Here is a 16,196-nt window from a genome sequence, read left to right on the forward strand (position 1 = left end):
AGGGGTCGGACACGCATAAGGTGTGGGGCTGTGATGGCCAGCTATCTCGATGGGGCAGCCCGTGCGTGAATACCTGCTGACGCTGTGCGTCACTGCCGCGGTGACCTACCTGCTGACCGGACCGGTGCGAAAGTTCGCGATCGCAGCCGGTGCGGTGCCGGAGATCCGCGCCCGTGACGTGCACCGCGAGCCCACTCCGCGGCTGGGCGGGATCGCGATGTTCGGCGGGCTGTGCGCGGGGCTGCTGGTCGCCGCGCACCTGACCAACCTCAAGAGCGTCTTCGAGACCAATGAGCCGCGGGCGCTGCTGTCGGGCGCCGCGCTGATCTGGATCCTCGGCGTGCTGGACGACAAGTGGGGCGTGGACGCGCTGGTCAAGCTGGGCGGCCAGATGATCGCCGCGGGCGTGATGGTCCTCCAGGGCCTGACGATCCTGTATCTCCCGGTCCCGGGCATCGGCACGGTCGCGCTGACGCCGATGCAGGGCACGCTGCTGACCGTCGCGCTGGTCGTCATCACCATCAACGCGGTGAACTTCGTGGACGGCCTGGACGGTCTGGCCTCCGGCATGGTGTGCATCGCCGCGGCCGCGTTCTTCATGTACACGTACCGGCTCTGGTTCGGTTACGGCATCGAGGCGGCGGCGCCCGCCACCCTGTTCTCGGTCGTTCTGATGGGCATGTGCCTGGGCTTCCTGCCGCACAACATGCACCCGGCGCGGATCTTCATGGGCGACTCCGGTTCCATGCTGATCGGCCTGGTGATGGCGGCCGGCGCGGTCTCGCTGACCGGCCAGGTCGACCCGGACCTGCTCAACCAGAAGGCGGGCGGTCTGCGTGAGGCGACCCACGCGATGGTGCCGGTCTACATCCCGCTGCTGCTGCCGCTGACGATCATCGCGGTGCCGGTCGCCGACCTGATTCTGGCCATTGTGCGAAGGACGTGGAAGGGCCAGTCGCCGTTCGCAGCGGACCGCGGGCACCTGCACCACCGACTGCTGGAGATCGGCCATTCCCACAGTCGCGCGGTGCTGATCATGTACTTCTGGTCGGCGCTGATCGCGTTCGGTGCGGTGGCGTACTCGGCGAACGACGCCAGCATGTGGATCGTCCTGGGGATCGTGCTGCTCAGCGCGGTCGGCCTGGTGCTGCTCCTGCTGCCGCGCTTCACCCCGAGGGCCCCGCTCTGGGCCCAGCGACTGGTCCCGCCGCGGTACCGCCGGGTCGTCCGCGGGCCGGCGTCAGCGGACGAGCACGGGGCCGACGCCCCGTCAGACGAGGCGTCGGGGGAGGAGTCCCGGACGCCGATTCCGGCCGGGATCCACGGCGCCACGGCGATCGGCGACCGGTCACGTTTCGTGGACCGCCGGAAGGCGGGGAGTCATCACTGAGGCGTCGCGCTGTCGCCCGAATGTGCGTGGGAAATCGGGATGGTTGACCCCATACCAGACAATCGACGGCCCGTCAGTGCACCTATGGGCGCCTTCACTCTCACGTGTGACAGGATCCACACGAACCAGGTAAAGACCTCATCAAATAGTTTGTGATACCGTTCACGAAACCCGGCGGCAGAGCCGAAGGACCGTAGTGCGACGGTCCATTGGCCTCAGGTTCTTCCTCAGGCCGGGTCTACGCTCGTCCCTGACGACATCACCCCCACCCATTGCCGGAGCGCCACCATGCAGTCGAATGACGCCCGACTACTCCTCCACGCCGTCGTGCCCACCGTCGCCGCCGGCTCCATCGCCGTTGCCGTGAGCGGTGTCACCGCGGGTGCGACGGGAGCGATCGGCGCCGTCTTCGGCACCGTGCTGGTGGTGCTGGTGATGGGCGTAGGACTCGTCGTCCTGCAGCAGACCGCGAAGAAGCTTCCGCAGTTGTTCCAGATGATGGGACTGCTGCTGTACACCGTGCAGATCCTGTTCGTGGCGGTGTTCCTCATCGCCTTCAAGGACACAACGCTCTTCGATACCAAGGCATTTGCGTTCACCCTGCTCGCCGCCACCCTCGTATGGATCGCCGCCCAGACGCGCGGCCATATGAAGGCGAAGATCCTGTACGTGGACCCCGACTCCGCGGAGGCCAAGACGGCGGAGACGGCGGGGTCGCCGACGTGACTCGTAGGGCCGAGATAAATGGCCTCATGCGGGCCTGCTATCGTCCGGTGCCAACTACTGCGGCGCTGATGGCGCAGGCGGCTGAGCTCCCGGAGTCCACGAACAGGAACGGGAAGTTCTCGCGGCCGATGCCTGTGATTCGGTCCGGCCCAGTGCCGACCAGCCGCCCCCTAATCCGTAAGACCAGTCCAGTGCCGCTCCGTGGCTCAACGCCGCGCCGACACAACGAGGTTGCCGTACCTATGCGCCACGCTGAAGGAGCTCGCGGTGAGTGCTGAAACGATGCTCGCCTTCGAGACCGACTGCCACATCTTTTCCGGGTGCGGCTTTGATGCTCCCGGGCTTCATAACTTCGTCTTCGAGCCGCTCTTCACCATCGGTGGCTTCGAGTTCAACAAGCCGATGCTGCTGGCTCTGCTCAGCACGGTCGTTGTTGTGTGGTTCTTCTGGGCTGCATTCGGCCGGGCAAAGGTGGTTCCCGGAAAGCTTCAGATGATCGGCGAGGCGGGCTATGACTTCGTGCGCCGCGGGCTCGTCTATGACGCGCTGGGGAAGAAAGAGGGTGACAAGTACGTCCCCTTCATGGTCTCGCTGTTCTTCTTCGTGTGGATGATGAACATCTGGTCGATCATCCCCGTCGCCTCCTTCCCGGTGACGTCGGTGATCGCCTTCCCCGCCGGCCTGGCGGCGATCGTCTACATCCTGTGGGTCTTCCTCACCTTCAAGAAGCACGGCTTCGTCGGCGCCTTCAAGAACTTCTCCGGCTATGACAAGTCGCTCGGCTGGGTCCTGCCGCTGCTCATGGTCATCGAGCTCTTCTCGAACCTGATCATCCGGCCCTTCACCCACGCGGTACGGCTCTTTGCGAACATGTTCGCGGGCCACCTGCTGATCCTGATGTTCACCATCGCCAGCTGGTACCTGCTGAACGGGATCGGCTTCGTGTACGCCGGTGCGTCGTTCATCATGACCCTCCTGATGACGGCCTTCGAGCTGTTCATCCAGGCCGTCCAGGCGTACGTCTTCGTCCTTCTGGCCTGCAACTACGTCCAGGGCGCGCTCGCCGAGCACCACTGAGCACCCCGCCTCCCACCCCAATAGCTGTCCGGTGGCCAACCCCCATCGGTACGTGAAACGAGAAGGAAGTAACGGCATGTCCGCTGCTCTCGAGATGGTCAACCACCTCGCCGCCGCCGGTGACTCCGCCAAGACCACGGTCGTCGGCAACGTCGCCGCCATCGGTTACGGCCTCGCCGCCATCGGCCCCGGCGTCGGCGTCGGCATCATCTTCGGTAACGGCACCCAGGCCCTGGCCCGTCAGCCCGAGGCCGCCGGCCTGATCCGCACCAACCAGATCATGGGTTTCGCCTTCTGTGAGGCGCTCGCCCTGATCGGCATCGTCATGGGCTTCGTCTACAAGTAAACCGAAGCCACATCGACTATCCATTCAGACGGAAGGCACTGATGTGAACGCCCTGGTCAACTTGGCGGTGGAGGTTCCTGAGAACCCCCTGGTCCCGCCGATTCCAGAGCTGGTCATCGGCCTGATCGCTTTCTTCATCGTCTTCGGCTTCCTCGCCAAGAAGCTCCTCCCGAACATCAACAAGGTTCTGGACGAGCGTCGGGCGCAGATCGAAGGCCGGATCGAGGATGCCGAGGCGACTCAGGCCGAGGCCCAGCAGGTTCTCGCGGACTACCGGGCCCAGCTCGCCGACGCCCGCCACGAGGCCGCGCGTCTGCGCCAGGAGGCGCAGGAGCAGGGCGCGACTCTCATCGCTGAGATGCGCGCCGAGGGCCAGCGGCAGCGTGAGGAGATCATCGCTGCGGGCCACGCCCAGATCGAGGCGGACCGTAAGGCAGCCGCCCAGTCGCTGCGCCAGGACGTGGGCACCCTCGCCACCGAACTGGCCGGCAAGCTCGTCGGCGAGTCCCTTGCGGACCACGCCCGGCAGAGCCGGACCATCGACCGCTTCCTCGACGAGCTTGAGGCGAAGGCGGCGTCGGACGCGACGAAGGCTGAGGCCAGCCGATGAATGGAGCGAGCCGCGAGGCACTCGCTTCCGCACGCGAGCAGTTCAACGCGCTGACGGACAACACGTCCGTCGACGCGGCGAACCTCGCCGAGGAGCTGGCTGCCGTCACCGCTCTGCTCGACCGCGAGGTGTCGTTGCGTCGGGTCCTCACCGACCCGGCGCAGGCCGGCGAGGCGCGGGCCGAACTGGCCCGGCGGCTGCTCGGCGGTCAGGTCGGCGAGGCCACCCTCGACCTGGTCACCGGCATGGTCAAGGCCCGCTGGTCGCGCTCGCGCGACCTGCCGGACGCGATCGAGGAGCTGGCCTACAGCGCGGACCTCGTCGCGGCCCAGCGGGTCGACCGACTGGACGACGTCGAGGACGAGCTGTTCCGGTTCGGCCGGATCGTCGCGTCCAGCGGTGAGCTCCGTCGTGCGCTGACCGACCGGAAGGCCACGACGTCCGCCAAGACGGAACTGCTGCACACGCTGCTGGGCGGCCGGGCTAACCCGGTCACCGAGCGACTGATGATCCGTCTTGTCGCACAGCCGCGGAGCCGTAGCCTGGAGGCGGGGCTCGACGCCCTCGCCAAGCTGGCGGCGGCTCGCCGGGACCGGATGGTCGCGGTGGTCACCTCCGCGGCGCCGCTCAGCGACGGACAGCGGCAGCGCCTCGGCGCGGCCCTGACCCAGCTGTACGGCCGGCAGATCCACCTGAACATCGACGTGGACCCTTCAGTCCTCGGCGGCGTGCAGGTCCGGATCGGCGACGAGGTCATCAACGGGACCATCGCGGAACGCCTCGACGAGGTGTCCCGGCGGATGGCCGGCTGACCCAGCCACCAACTCAAGAGCTGCACACCCGGCGGCCGCACACCGGACCCGCCGGACCGAAAGGTCCGGCCGCGGTCCGGACGACGCCCCGGGGGAACAGCACAAGCACGACGGCGGCCCGAGTTGGGCCGTAAGCGGAACTCCGGGGGACGAGCCCCCGGACAGCCGCACGTAACTTCGGGCCCAACAAGGAGAGCAGGGAACCCAGATGGCGGAGCTCACGATCCGGCCGGAGGAGATCCGGGACGCGCTGGAGAACTTCGTCCAGGCGTACAAGCCGGACGCGGCCTCGCGCGAAGAGGTCGGCACGGTCAGCGATGCCGGTGACGGCATCGCGCACGTCGAGGGCCTGCCCTCGGCGATGGCGAACGAACTGCTGAAGTTCGAGGACGGCACGCTCGGTCTTGCGCTGAACCTGGAAGAGCGCGAGATCGGTGCGGTCATCCTCGGTGAGTTCAGCGGCATCGAGCAGGGCCAGCCGGTGCGGCGCACCGGCGAGGTGCTCTCGGTCGCGGTGGGCGAGGGCTACCTCGGCCGCGTCGTCGACCCGCTGGGCAACCCGATCGACGGCCTCGGCGAGATCGAGACCGACGGCCGCCGCGCGCTGGAGCTGCAGGCCCCCACGGTCATGCAGCGCAAGTCCGTCCACGAGCCGATGGCCACCGGCTACAAGGGCGTCGACGCGATGACGCCGATCGGCCGTGGCCAGCGTCAGCTGATCATCGGTGACCGCCAGACCGGCAAGACCGCCCTGGCCGTCGACACGATCATCAACCAGCGCGACAACTGGCGCTCCGGCGACCCGAAGAAGCAGGTCCGCTGCATCTACGTCGCCATCGGCCAGAAGGGCTCCACCATCGCGTCGGTCCGCCGCGCGCTGGAGGAGAACGGTGCGCTGGAGTACACGACCATCGTCGCCGCCCCGGCGTCCGACCCGGCGGGCTTCAAGTACCTGGCGCCCTACACCGGCTCGGCCATCGGTCAGCACTGGATGTACCAGGGCAAGCACGTCCTGATCGTCTTCGACGACCTCTCGAAGCAGGCCGACGCCTACCGCGCCGTGTCCCTGCTGCTGCGTCGTCCGCCGGGCCGTGAGGCCTACCCGGGTGACGTCTTCTACCTGCACTCGCGTCTGCTGGAGCGCTGCGCCAAGCTCTCCGACGACATGGGCGCCGGCTCGATGACCGGTCTTCCGATCGTCGAGACCAAGGCGAACGACGTGTCGGCGTTCATCCCGACCAACGTCATCTCCATCACCGACGGCCAGTGCTTCCTGGAGTCGGACCTGTTCAACGCCAACCAGCGTCCGGCGCTGAACGTCGGTATCTCCGTCTCCCGAGTCGGTGGTTCCGCCCAGCACAAGGCCATGCGCCAGGTTTCCGGCCGGCTCCGCGTGGACCTCGCCCAGTACCGCGAGCTGGAGGCGTTCGCCGCCTTCGGTTCCGACCTGGACGCGGCCTCCAAGGCGCAGCTGGAGCGCGGTAAGCGCATGACCGAGCTGCTCAAGCAGGACCAGTACGCCCCGTACTCGGTCGAGGACCAGGTCGTCTCCATCTGGGCCGGTACCAACGGCAAGATGGACGACGTCCCGGTCGAGGACGTCCGCCGCTTCGAGCGGGAGCTCCTCGACTACCTCCACCGGGAGAAGAAGGACCTCCTGACCAGCATCCGCGAGGGCGCGAAGATGTCGGACGACACCATCGGTGCGGTCTCCGAGGTCATCGACGGCTTCAAGCGGCAGTTCGAGACCTCGGACGGCAAGCTGCTCGGCGAGGACACCCCGGCCGGCACCGGCAAGTGACGACGGAAGGGACCTGATCCATGGGAGCCAAGCTCCGGGTCTACAAGCGTCGCATCCGTTCCGTCACCGCGACCAAGAAGATCACCAAGGCGATGGAGATGATCGCCGCCTCGCGCGTCGTCAAGGCGCAGCGCCAGGTGGCGGCATCGACGCCGTACGCGAGTGAACTGACCCGCGCGGTGACGGCGGTTGCCACGGGCTCGAACACCCAGCACCCGCTGACGACCGAGGCGGAGAAGCCCGTCCGGGCCGCGCTGTTGCTCATCACGAGCGACCGCGGTCTGGCCGGTGGCTACTCCTCCAACGTCATCAAGGCCGCGGACCAGCTCACCGAGCGGCTCAAGGCCGAGGGCAAGGAGGTCGACGTCTACATCGTCGGCCGCAAGGGTGTGTCGTACTACAACTTCCGCGAGCGCAAGGTCGTGGAAGCGTGGACCGGCTTCACCGACAGCCCGACGTACGCGGATGCGAAGAAGATCGGCGCACCGCTCATCGCGGCCGTCCAGCAGGACACCGCAGAGGGCGGCGTGGACGAACTCCACATCGTCTTCACCGAGTTCATCTCGATGATGACGCAGACGGCGCTCGATGACCGTCTGCTGCCGCTCAGCCTCGACAAGACGGCGGAGTCGGAGGAGACGCCCACGGGCGAGATCCTCCCGCTGTTCGACTTCGAGCCGTCGGCCGAGGACGTCCTGGACGCCCTGCTGCCGCGGTACGTCGAGTCGCGGATCTACAACGCACTGCTGCAGGCCGCCGCCTCCAAGCACGCCGCCACGCGGCGCGCGATGAAGTCGGCGACCGACAACGCGGAAGACATCATCAAGTCGCTCTCGCGGCTTGCCAACGCGGCCCGCCAGGCCGAAATCACCCAGGAAATCAGCGAGATCGTCGGCGGCAGTGCCGCACTGGCCGACGCGACCGCGGGGAGTGACTGACACATGACCACCACTGTTGAGACGGCCGCTGCCACGGGCCGCGTCGCCCGGGTCATCGGCCCGGTCGTCGACGTGGAGTTCCCCGTCGACGCGTTGCCGGAGATCTACAACGCCCTGCACGTGCAGGTCGACGACCCGGCCACCCCGGGCGAGAAGCGGACGCTGACCCTTGAGGTCGCGCAGCACCTGGGCGAAGGCCAGGTCCGTGCGATTTCGATGCAGCCCACCGACGGTCTGGTGCGCCAGGCCCCGGTGGTCAACACCGGCGCGGGCATCACCGTCCCGGTCGGCGACATCACCCAGGGCAAGGTCTTCAACACGCTCGGCGAGATCCTGAACGAGCCGGAGGCCGCGTCGCAGGTCACCGAGCGTTGGGCGATCCACCGCAAGGCGCCCGCGTTCGACCAGCTCGAGTCGAAGACCGAGATGTTCGAGACCGGCCTGAAGGTCGTTGACCTGCTGACCCCGTACGTCAAGGGCGGCAAGATCGGTCTGTTCGGTGGTGCCGGTGTCGGCAAGACCGTTCTGATCCAGGAAATGATCATGCGTGTGGCGAAGCTGCACGAGGGCGTTTCCGTCTTCGCCGGCGTCGGTGAGCGCACCCGTGAGGGCAACGACCTCATGGACGAGATGGAGGAGGCCGGCGTTCTGGACAAGACCGCGCTGGTCTTCGGCCAGATGGACGAGCCGCCGGGCACCCGTCTGCGGGTGGCCCTGGCCGGTCTGACCATGGCGGAGTACTTCCGCGATGTGAAGAAGCAGGACGTGCTGTTCTTCATCGACAACATCTTCCGCTTCACCCAGGCCGGTTCCGAGGTCTCGACCCTGCTCGGCCGGATGCCCTCCGCGGTGGGCTACCAGCCGAACCTGGCCGACGAGATGGGCATCCTCCAGGAGCGCATCACCTCGACCCGTGGTCACTCGATCACCTCGATGCAGGCGATCTACGTCCCCGCGGACGACCTGACCGACCCGGCGCCGGCCACCACGTTCGCGCACCTCGACGCCACGACCGTGCTGTCGCGTCCGATCTCGGAGAAGGGCATCTACCCGGCGGTCGACCCGCTGGACTCGACGTCCCGCATCCTGGACCCGCGGTACATCGCGCAGGAGCACTACGACTGCGCCTCGCGCGTGAAGTCGATCCTGCAGAAGTACAAGGATCTGCAGGACATCATCGCGATCCTGGGTATCGACGAGCTCGGCGAGGAGGACAAGCTCATTGTCCACCGCGCCCGTCGTATCGAGCGCTTCCTGTCGCAGAACACCCACGCTGCCAAGCAGTTCACCGGTGTCGACGGCTCGGACGTCTCGCTCGAGGAGTCGATCGCCGCGTTCAACGCGATCGCCGACGGTGAGTACGACCACTTCCCGGAGCAGGCCTTCTTCATGTGCGGCGGTATCGACGACCTGAAGAAGAACGCCAAGGAGCTGGGCGTCTCCTGACCCCCTTCGGTCCCGGAGGCGGCCCTGGCCGCCTCCGGCCCGTACGACGACTAGTATTTGACCCAACATCTGCCACACCAGGCAGGTGGAGACCCGAGGAGCCATCGTGGCTGAGCTGCACGTCGAGTTGGTCGCCGCGGACCGTCAGATCTGGTCCGGCGAGGCCAGCCTGGTCGTCGCGCGCACCTCGTCGGGCGACATCGGCGTCATGCCCGGACACCAGCCGCTGCTCGGCGTGCTGCAGTCGGGCCCGGTGACGATTCGCACGACCGGTGAGAGCGGGGACGGCACCGTCGTCGCCGCGGTGCACGGCGGCTTCATCTCGTTCGCCGACAACAAGCTGTCGCTGCTCGCAGAGGTGGCCGAGCTGTCGGACGAGATCGATGTCCAGCGCGCGGAGCGGGCCCTGGAGCGAGCGAAGTCGGAGGCCGACGCGGCCGCCGAGCGTCGCGCCGATGTCCGGCTGCGTGCGGTGGCGGGCGTTCACTGAGCCCCGTCACCGACGAGATCGATCCTCAGCCGCGGGCTGCCCGGAGTTCCGGAGCGGTCCGCGGCTGAGGCAATGCAGGTGCGTTTCCCTACCTTCGGACTCCACCCGGGGGTAACCCAACGAAGCGAGGAGGTCGGTCGAGATGGTCCTCGCTCTGCTTGTGAGCGGCATCGTCGTGGTACTGGTGCTGCTGGGCCTGTTCGTCTTCGGGCTACGGCGCAGGCTCATCCAGCGCTCCGGGGGGACGTTCGACTGCAGCCTTCGGTGGAACGTGCCGGAGGACGAGCCCAGCGGCAAGGGCTGGATCTACGGCGTGGCGCGGTACAACGGTGACCGGATCGAGTGGTTCCGGGTGTTCTCGTACGCGCCGCGGCCCCGCCGGCTGCTGGAGCGCTCCGCCATCGAGGTGCTGGAGCGCCGCACCCCCCAGGGCGAGGAGGAGCTCGCGCTGCTCTCCGACTCCATCGTGCTGGCCTGTGCGCTGGGCGGAACCCGCGTCGAGCTGGCGATGAGCGAGGACGCCCTCACCGGCTTCCTGGCCTGGTTGGAGGCGGCGCCGCCGGGGCAGCGGGTCAACGTGGCCTGAGGCGCGGGACCGGTCCCGGACGGGTGCGGGTGGCCGACGGCCGTTCGCGCCGCCGCCGGGCGGGCAGCGGCGCGAACGCGGTCCGGCCCGTGTGGTCAGTGCGTGCCGGGAACCCAGCGGGTCAGGTCGCGCGAGGGGCTGAACAGCCGGGGTGCGACGACCTTGAGGTGGGACGGCGGGTCCTGCCGGGTGGGCTCCAGGCACAGGACCTGGGTGCCTTCCTCGCCCGGTGGCGGTCCGGCGGTTGCGCCCTCGGCCTCCTGGAAGCCCGCGAAGCGGTAGGCGACCTCCATCATCCGGTTGCGCTCGGTACGCCGGAACGCGGCCGTCAGGGACTGGCCGGCCCGTGCCGCCTCGTCGGTGATCCAGCGCAGCAGCGCCGCGCCCACTCCGAAGGACACCACCCGGCACGAGGTGGCGAGCAGCTTGATGTGCCAGGTGTCGGGACGCCGGTCGAGCAGGATCACCCCGATCGCGCCGTGCGGGCCGAACCGGTCGGTGAGCGAGGCGACCAGCACCTCGTGCTGCTCGTCGGCCAGCAGGGAGCGCAGGGTCTGCTCGGAGTAGTGCACCCCGGTGGCGTTCATCTGGCTGGTGCGCAGGGTCAGTTCGCCGACCCGGGAGATGTCCTCGGCGCCGGCCCGGCCGATGGTCAGCTCCAGGGCGAGGGAGCGCAGGAACTCCTCGTCGGTGCCGGCGTGTTCGGCGCGTTCGGTCTCCCGGCGGAGGCCCGCCTGGTACATCTGCCGGCGGCGGCGGGCGTCGCTGGTGACCACGGCCGGGGTGAACTCCGGGCGGTCCGGCAGTGACGCCGCGTCCTCGGCGAGGTAGCAGCGGACCTCGGGGTGGTGGAACGCCACCTCCGCGCGTTCGGCGGGCTGGTCGTCGATGAAGGCGATGGTCGACAGCGCGAAGTTCAGCTCGTCGGCGAGGGCGCGGACCGAGGCGGACTTCGCGCCCCAGCCGATCTGCGGCAGGACGAAGTACTCGGCCAGCCCGAGCTTCTCCAGGCGTTCCCATGCCTGGTCGTGGTCGTTGCGGCTGGCGATCGACTGGAGGATGCCGCGTGCGTCGAGTGTGGCGATCACCTCGCGCAGGGCGTCGGGGACCTCGACGTCGTCGTCCTCCAGCAGCGTGCCGCGCCACAGGGTGTTGTCCAGGTCCCAGACCAGGCACTTGACGGTGACAGGCGGTTCCGTCACTTGCTCGTTCTCCTTTGCCGGGGCGGGGTTCATACTTCCCACAGCGTCACGGTCCAGGCCGCGACGGGGCTGTTGCTGAGCACCAGGACGTGCTGGCCGGGGTCCAACTCGCCGCGGGCCAGCAGGCGGTCCAGGTTGAGGACGACGTCCATCGGGCCGAGATGGCCGAAGTCGGCCAGGTGCGTCGCGCACACGGGGTGGATCGGCAGGCCCAGGGAGATGCGGTAGAAGTCGTAGGCGCTGGCGGTGACGTTCTGCATCAGCGCGGCGGCCACGTCGTCCTTGCCCAGGCCCGCGTCGGCGAGGACCTGGTCGACCAGGTTGCCGAGCCGGTTGCGGCTGTGCATGGCGAGTTCGAAGGAGTAGCGGTCGTTGTCGGTGCACTCCTCGCGCCACTGCGACCAGGGCCGGTGCTTGTAGTCCACCTTGAACAGGTCGTGGAAGGAGCTGTCCACCTCCATCCGGTGCGCCTTCAGCACCGGCCGGCCGCCTCGGACCAGGGTCATGGCGAAGGCGCCGTCCCCGATCACGGTGACCGGTCGGCGGACCCGGTCGGCGGCGGTCGGGCGGCTGCCGTAGGTGATCAGGACGCTCTTGCGGGTGGGGTCGCCCAGGAGCAGGTCCCGGCCCAGGCCCCAGGCGGCCGAGGAGCCGGCGCAGCCCAGACCGTCGACCGTGAACGGGAACGTGCCGTCCAGCCCGGCGAGATGGGCGATCTTCCCGGCGTCCGAACCGATCAGCACGTCCGGTGCCCGTGACCCGATGTGCAGCAGGAGGTCGGGGACCTCCGACTGGGTGGCCATGAGCTCCCGGCAGGCCCGGGCGGCGAGTTCGGTCGGTTCGGTGTCCGGGAAGATCCCGACCGTTTTGACGCCCGCCTGGTCGGCGAACTTCAGCTCCTCGTCGCTCAGCCGGGCCAGTTCGGGCAGGTCCGCGACGGGTACCCGTTCGTCCGGCAGCAGACAGTGCACCGCCCCGATTCCGATGGCGTTCATACGGCCCCTTCCAGCGCTCGCTCGGCGAGGATGAGCTGGCAGATCTCCTCGCTGCCCTCGATGATCTGCATCAACTTGGCGTCCCGGTACGCCCGGGCCACCGGTTCGCCGTCCACCGAACCCGCGGAGGCCAGGACCTGCACCGCGGTGGCGGCGGACCGGGCCGCATGGCCCGCGGCGACGTGCTTGGCGAGCACCGCAGCGGTGCTCAGCTCGGGGGACCGGTCGTCCCAGCAGCCGGCGGCGTGTTCGCACACCCTGGTCGCGGTCTGCTCCGCGACCAGCAGCTCGGCCAGGTGCCGGGCGACCAACTGGTGCTCGGCCAGGGGCTTGCCGAACTGCTCCCGGTCGCGGGCATGGGCGGTGGCGGCGCGCAGACAGCTGCGGATGATGCCGACACAGCCCCAGGCGACCGACATCCGTCCGTAGGTGAGCGCGAGGGTGGTGAGCAGCGGGAGTGACTGGCTGGTGCCCGAGAGCACCTGGGTGGCCGGCAGGCGGACGTCCGCTAGGAGCACGTCGGCGTGGCCGGCCGCGCGGCAGCCCAGCGGCTGGGGGATCGGGCGCACCGTGACGCCGGGTGCGGTGGCCGGTACCAGTACCGCGGCCGCGCCGTCCTGGTAGCGGCCGAACACCACCAACAGATCGGCGTATCCGGCCGCGGTGGACCAGACCTTGTGGCCGTTCAGGACCACCGTGTCGCCGTCGTCCTTGATCGTGGTGGCGATGGCCGAGAGGTCGCTGCCGGCCTGCGGTTCGCTGAACGCCACCGCGGCGAGATCGCCGCGGGTGAGGCGGGTCAGTGCCTCGGCGCGCTGCCGGCGGGTGCCGAACCGCTGGATGGTCCAGGCCGCCATGCCCTGGGAGGTCATCACGCTCCGCAGTGAACTGCACAACGTGCCGGCGTGGGCGGTGAGTTCGCCGTTCCGGCGGCTGGAGAGGCCGGGGCCGCCGTACTCTGCGGGGACCTCGGCGCACAGTGCGCCCGCCGCGCCGAGCCTGCGGAGCACCTCCACCGGTATGGTGCCGGCCAGGTCCCAGGCGGCGGCCCGGTCGCCGACCTCCGCGCTGATCAGTTCCGGTAGGGCGTCACTCACCGGCGTCGGACCCGGTGAGGCGGAGTACGAGCGCGGTCATGTCGTTCACCGTGCGGAAGTTGTCGATCTTCAGGTCCGGTCCTTCGATGGCGAGGTCGAAGGTCCGCTCGATGTGCACGACCAGTTCCATCGCGAACATCGAGGAGACGCCGCCGTCGGCGAACAGGTCGGTGTCCGACGCCCAGCTGGTCTTGGTGCTCTTCTCCAGGAACTGCTTCAGCTCGGTCTCGACGTCTTCCGCCACGAACCGGCGCTCTGTGGTCGACTCGCTCATCTCGGCTTCCTCTCGGGCTTCTTGTGAATGAGGGTGAGGCCGTCCGCCACGGCGAGCAGCGAGATGTCCACGCGGTCGTCGTCGCGCAGCCGGGTGTTGAGTTCGCGGATGGCCAGGGTGTCCGGGTCCTGCACGGCCGGGTCGACGACCCTGCCGAAGAACAGCGTGTTGTCCAGCACGAGCAGTCCGCCCGGCCGCACCAGGGCCAGGGACTGCTCGTAGTAGTGGAGGTAGTTGGCCTTGTCGGCGTCGACGAAGGCCAGGTCGAAGCTGCCGGGGCCGCTGTGCGCGAGGAGGTCGTCGAGGGTCCCGGCCGCGTCGCCGAGCCGCAGGTCGATCCGGTCGGCGACCTCGGCCCGCTGCCAGTAGCGGGTGGCGATGCGGGTCCAGCGCTCGTTGTTGTCGCAGGTGACCACCGTGCCGTGGGGCGGCAGGGCGCGGGCCATGCACAGGCTGCTGTAGCCGGTGAAGGTGCCCACCTCCAGGACCTTGGCGGCCCCGGTCAGCCGGACCAGGAGGGCGAGGAACTGCGCCTCCTCGGGCAGCACCAGCATCGCCTGGAGCATCGGCATGCCCTCGGTCTCGGCGCGCAGGTCGCGCAGGACGTCGTCGTCGCGCAACGACACCTGCCGGACGTAGTCCCTGAGCCGGTCGTCGAGGATGAGCTGATCGGCCATCAGGTCACCGTGCCCGGGTAGGTGTAGAAGCCGCGGCCGTTCTTGCGGCCGTGCTCGCCGTCGCGCACCTTCTGCAGCAGCAGGTCGCAGGGGCGGCACCCCTCGTCGCCGGTGCGCTGGTGCAGGACCCACAGGGAGTCCACGAGGTTGTCCAGGCCGATCAGGTCGGCGGTGCGCAGGGGACCGGTGCGGTGCCCCAGGCAGTCCTGCATCAGGGTGTCCACGTCCTCGGCGGTGGCCCGGCCCTCCTGGACTACCCGCGCCGCGTCGTTGATCATCCGGTGCAGCACCCGGCTGGTGACGAAGCCGGGGCCATCGCCGACGAAGACCCCGCGCCGGTCGAGCGCCGCCAGCACCCGCCGGACGGCCGCCACGGTCTGCTCGCCGGTGCGGGCACCGCGGATGACCTCGACGGTCCGGATCAGGTACGAGGGGTTCATGAAGTGGACGCCGACCAGCCGTTCGGGGTCCGGCAGTTGGGACGCGAGTTCGTCCACCGGGATGGAGGAGGTGTTGGTCACCAGCGCGGTGCCGGGGCTGGTTGCCGCACCGGCCTCGGTCAGTGCCTTGACCTTCAGCCCGGCGTCCTCGGTGACCGCTTCGATCACCGCGTCGACGTCGCGGCAGTCGCCGAGCGAGTCGCTGATCACCAACTGCCCCTGGGGAACGTCCGGACGGGCCCCCATGAGGTGGGCCATCCGTAGCTCGCGCTCGATCCTGGCGCGGGCCCCCGCCCGCTTCTGCGGGTCGGTCTCGACCAGGAGCACCGGGACGCCCTGGCCGAGGGCGAGTGTCGTGATGCTGACGCCCATGACACCGGCTCCCAGAACGGCCAGTCGCGCGGCCGGGTCTTCCATTGTCACCGCATACCTCCGTTACCTAGCGGTTGACAGCACAATTAATTGCATTGCTCAGGCGACAGGTTGAGGTTTTTGCTTTGTTTAAATTGAAAGTGGCGGCCCGGGAGGGGCCGAAGTCTTCACGGGGTCGACAGGGGTGTGGCCCGCGGCGGGCGCGGGGGACGGAGACCGGGGTGGGGAAACGGTGTCCCTGGCCCGGCTCGGTGCCGAATCCAGTGCGCGGACCTGCCGGTCGAGGAATCCGGAATGCTTCGTTCCGTGAATTACATCGGTGTAATGCGTGAGGGTCTGCGATGCGAAGCCATAACCCTCCACTCAGATCCGCCGGAGTCTGGACCGTAGCATGATTGTTCTGGATCGGCGTCGGAATCATTCGTTCCGGAAAGTGCCTGCTGGTTCCGCCTGATGCACTTCGGGAGTATGCCCGGGGACGTTGCCGGCGCGGTGGGCGTGACCTGCGGCGCCCCGACAACGCACCAGGTGGGAGCGGGAGTCGGTCGAGATGTCCCTTGATCGAATCACTTGCCACCCCTTGTGAATCGATGTTACGTTCCCGTCTCAGAGGAGCAGGCGAGAGCGTTCCGCCTGCGTGCTGACGTCAGTGTGTCAACGGGGGTTGTCGATGCTGGGTTGCTGCAGTCCGCCTGTCCAGGCCCTGCTGGCGAAGAAGCCCGTAGGTAGTTCTCCCCATGCCAATGCGAGGGCCTTTTAGCAGGCCCGTGCGTCGCGTTCCGCGAGGCAAGTCCTGAAGTTTTCGTTGGTGTTCATTCGAATGTCTACCGAGCGCTGCCCTGCCTGATGGCGCGGCGCGGTGCGGTGGTCGGTCGCGATATCCGTTCAGCTATGTCACCCCGGCGAGACGAAGGTCT

17 protein-coding genes are annotated in these 16,196 nt (G+C 68.4%); 11 read left to right on the forward strand and 6 right to left on the reverse strand.

Features of this window, described 5'->3' with window-relative positions; all coding sequences use genetic code 11:
- Positions 1-49: 49 nt before the first annotated feature.
- From ACO0M4_RS02645 to ACO0M4_RS02695, 11 genes are all read left to right on the forward strand, one after another.
- Positions 50-1,390: an MraY family glycosyltransferase gene (locus ACO0M4_RS02645; protein ID WP_430367886.1), complete on the forward strand. Its 1,341-nt coding sequence runs from the start codon at positions 50-52 to the stop codon at positions 1,388-1,390.
- A 288-nt stretch (positions 1,391-1,678) separates the two neighbouring features.
- Complete coding sequence (locus ACO0M4_RS02650) at positions 1,679-2,116, forward strand: hypothetical protein (RefSeq protein WP_430367887.1); 438 nt, start codon at positions 1,679-1,681, stop codon at positions 2,114-2,116.
- 282 nt (positions 2,117-2,398) lie between these two features.
- Positions 2,399-3,193 carry a F0F1 ATP synthase subunit A gene (atpB, locus tag ACO0M4_RS02655; protein WP_390014969.1) on the forward strand — a complete coding sequence of 265 codons (795 nt, stop codon included), beginning with the start codon at positions 2,399-2,401 and terminating at the stop codon, positions 3,191-3,193.
- A gap of 76 nt (positions 3,194-3,269) precedes the next feature.
- Positions 3,270-3,539 carry an ATP synthase F0 subunit C gene (gene atpE, locus ACO0M4_RS02660; RefSeq protein WP_016570924.1) on the forward strand — a complete coding sequence of 90 codons (270 nt, stop codon included), beginning with the start codon at positions 3,270-3,272 and terminating at the stop codon, positions 3,537-3,539.
- Between the two features lie 43 nt (positions 3,540-3,582).
- Entirely contained in the window at positions 3,583-4,149 is a 567-nt protein-coding gene (locus tag ACO0M4_RS02665; protein ID WP_430367890.1) for a F0F1 ATP synthase subunit B, read from the forward strand.
- Positions 4,146-4,961, forward strand: a complete 816-nt coding sequence (locus ACO0M4_RS02670) for a F0F1 ATP synthase subunit delta (RefSeq protein WP_430367892.1) — start codon at positions 4,146-4,148, stop codon at positions 4,959-4,961. Before ACO0M4_RS02665 ends, ACO0M4_RS02670 begins: the two co-directional genes overlap by 4 nt.
- 208 nt (positions 4,962-5,169) lie before the next feature.
- On the forward strand, positions 5,170-6,762 hold the full coding sequence (gene atpA, locus ACO0M4_RS02675) for a F0F1 ATP synthase subunit alpha (protein WP_430367893.1): 1,593 nt from the start codon (positions 5,170-5,172) through the stop codon (positions 6,760-6,762).
- Positions 6,763-6,782: 20 nt separating this feature from the next.
- Positions 6,783-7,700, forward strand: a complete 918-nt coding sequence (locus ACO0M4_RS02680) for a F0F1 ATP synthase subunit gamma (RefSeq protein WP_430367895.1) — start codon at positions 6,783-6,785, stop codon at positions 7,698-7,700.
- Positions 7,701-7,703: 3 nt separating this feature from the next.
- Entirely contained in the window at positions 7,704-9,146 is a 1,443-nt protein-coding gene (atpD, locus tag ACO0M4_RS02685; RefSeq protein WP_430367897.1) for a F0F1 ATP synthase subunit beta, read from the forward strand.
- A gap of 106 nt (positions 9,147-9,252) precedes the next feature.
- A complete protein-coding gene (locus ACO0M4_RS02690; RefSeq protein WP_390014788.1) occupies positions 9,253-9,636 on the forward strand; it encodes a F0F1 ATP synthase subunit epsilon in 384 nt (127 codons plus the stop codon).
- Positions 9,637-9,778: 142 nt separating this feature from the next.
- The gene (locus ACO0M4_RS02695) at positions 9,779-10,222 is read left to right on the forward strand and encodes a DUF2550 domain-containing protein (RefSeq protein WP_100599786.1); all 444 of its coding nucleotides are present in this window, start codon (positions 9,779-9,781) and stop codon (positions 10,220-10,222) included.
- A gap of 95 nt (positions 10,223-10,317) precedes the next feature.
- On the opposite strand, the gene ACO0M4_RS02700 is transcribed toward ACO0M4_RS02695, so the two are convergent.
- From ACO0M4_RS02700 to ACO0M4_RS02725, 6 genes are read right to left on the reverse strand one after another with little or no spacing between them, the layout of a single operon-like run.
- A complete protein-coding gene (locus ACO0M4_RS02700; RefSeq protein ID WP_430371213.1) occupies positions 10,318-11,457 on the reverse strand; it encodes an HAD-IIIC family phosphatase in 1,140 nt (379 codons plus the stop codon).
- Positions 11,454-12,419, reverse strand: a complete 966-nt coding sequence (locus ACO0M4_RS02705; protein ID WP_430367900.1) for a 3-oxoacyl-[acyl-carrier-protein] synthase III C-terminal domain-containing protein — start codon at positions 12,417-12,419, stop codon at positions 11,454-11,456. Before ACO0M4_RS02705 ends, ACO0M4_RS02700 begins: the two co-directional genes overlap by 4 nt.
- The gene (locus tag ACO0M4_RS02710) at positions 12,416-13,516 is read right to left on the reverse strand and encodes an acyl-CoA dehydrogenase family protein (RefSeq protein WP_430367902.1); all 1,101 of its coding nucleotides are present in this window, start codon (positions 13,514-13,516) and stop codon (positions 12,416-12,418) included. Before ACO0M4_RS02710 ends, ACO0M4_RS02705 begins: the two co-directional genes overlap by 4 nt.
- The gene (locus ACO0M4_RS02715; RefSeq protein WP_430367904.1) at positions 13,509-13,790 is read right to left on the reverse strand and encodes an acyl carrier protein; all 282 of its coding nucleotides are present in this window, start codon (positions 13,788-13,790) and stop codon (positions 13,509-13,511) included. The genes ACO0M4_RS02710 and ACO0M4_RS02715 overlap by 8 nt, the downstream gene beginning before the upstream one ends.
- On the reverse strand, positions 13,787-14,467 hold the full coding sequence (locus ACO0M4_RS02720) for an O-methyltransferase (protein WP_430367906.1): 681 nt from the start codon (positions 14,465-14,467) through the stop codon (positions 13,787-13,789). The genes ACO0M4_RS02715 and ACO0M4_RS02720 overlap by 4 nt, the downstream gene beginning before the upstream one ends.
- Complete coding sequence (locus ACO0M4_RS02725; RefSeq protein WP_430371215.1) at positions 14,467-15,324, reverse strand: 3-hydroxyacyl-CoA dehydrogenase family protein; 858 nt, start codon at positions 15,322-15,324, stop codon at positions 14,467-14,469. Before ACO0M4_RS02725 ends, ACO0M4_RS02720 begins: the two co-directional genes overlap by 1 nt.
- Positions 15,325-16,196 lie beyond the last annotated feature (872 nt).

This window comes from Streptomyces sp. RGM 3693 (assembly GCF_050471125.1).
GTDB lineage: Bacteria > Actinomycetota > Actinomycetes > Streptomycetales > Streptomycetaceae > Streptomyces.

Excerpts from the sequence above, each read along its gene's own strand:
- ACO0M4_RS02705 (WP_430367900.1), bottom strand. The coding sequence starts at position 12,419 with ATGAACGCCATCGGAATCGGGGCGGTGCACTGTCTGCTGCCGGACGAA.
- ACO0M4_RS02670 (WP_430367892.1), top strand. The coding sequence starts at position 4,146 with ATGAATGGAGCGAGCCGCGAGGCACTCGCTTCCGCACGCGAGCAGTTC.
- atpD (WP_430367897.1), top strand. The coding sequence starts at position 7,704 with ATGACCACCACTGTTGAGACGGCCGCTGCCACGGGCCGCGTCGCCCGG.
- ACO0M4_RS02680 (WP_430367895.1), top strand. The coding sequence starts at position 6,783 with ATGGGAGCCAAGCTCCGGGTCTACAAGCGTCGCATCCGTTCCGTCACC.
- ACO0M4_RS02695 (WP_100599786.1), top strand. The coding sequence starts at position 9,779 with ATGGTCCTCGCTCTGCTTGTGAGCGGCATCGTCGTGGTACTGGTGCTG.
- atpA (WP_430367893.1), top strand. The coding sequence starts at position 5,170 with ATGGCGGAGCTCACGATCCGGCCGGAGGAGATCCGGGACGCGCTGGAG.
- ACO0M4_RS02720 (WP_430367906.1), bottom strand. The coding sequence starts at position 14,467 with ATGGCCGATCAGCTCATCCTCGACGACCGGCTCAGGGACTACGTCCGG.
- atpB (WP_390014969.1), top strand. The coding sequence starts at position 2,399 with ATGCTCGCCTTCGAGACCGACTGCCACATCTTTTCCGGGTGCGGCTTT.
- ACO0M4_RS02645 (WP_430367886.1), top strand. The coding sequence starts at position 50 with ATGGGGCAGCCCGTGCGTGAATACCTGCTGACGCTGTGCGTCACTGCC.
- ACO0M4_RS02715 (WP_430367904.1), bottom strand. The coding sequence starts at position 13,790 with ATGAGCGAGTCGACCACAGAGCGCCGGTTCGTGGCGGAAGACGTCGAG.
- ACO0M4_RS02700 (WP_430371213.1), bottom strand. The coding sequence starts at position 11,457 with ATGAACCCCGCCCCGGCAAAGGAGAACGAGCAAGTGACGGAACCGCCT.
- ACO0M4_RS02725 (WP_430371215.1), bottom strand. The coding sequence starts at position 15,324 with ATGGAAGACCCGGCCGCGCGACTGGCCGTTCTGGGAGCCGGTGTCATG.
- atpE (WP_016570924.1), top strand. The coding sequence starts at position 3,270 with ATGTCCGCTGCTCTCGAGATGGTCAACCACCTCGCCGCCGCCGGTGAC.
- ACO0M4_RS02650 (WP_430367887.1), top strand. The coding sequence starts at position 1,679 with ATGCAGTCGAATGACGCCCGACTACTCCTCCACGCCGTCGTGCCCACC.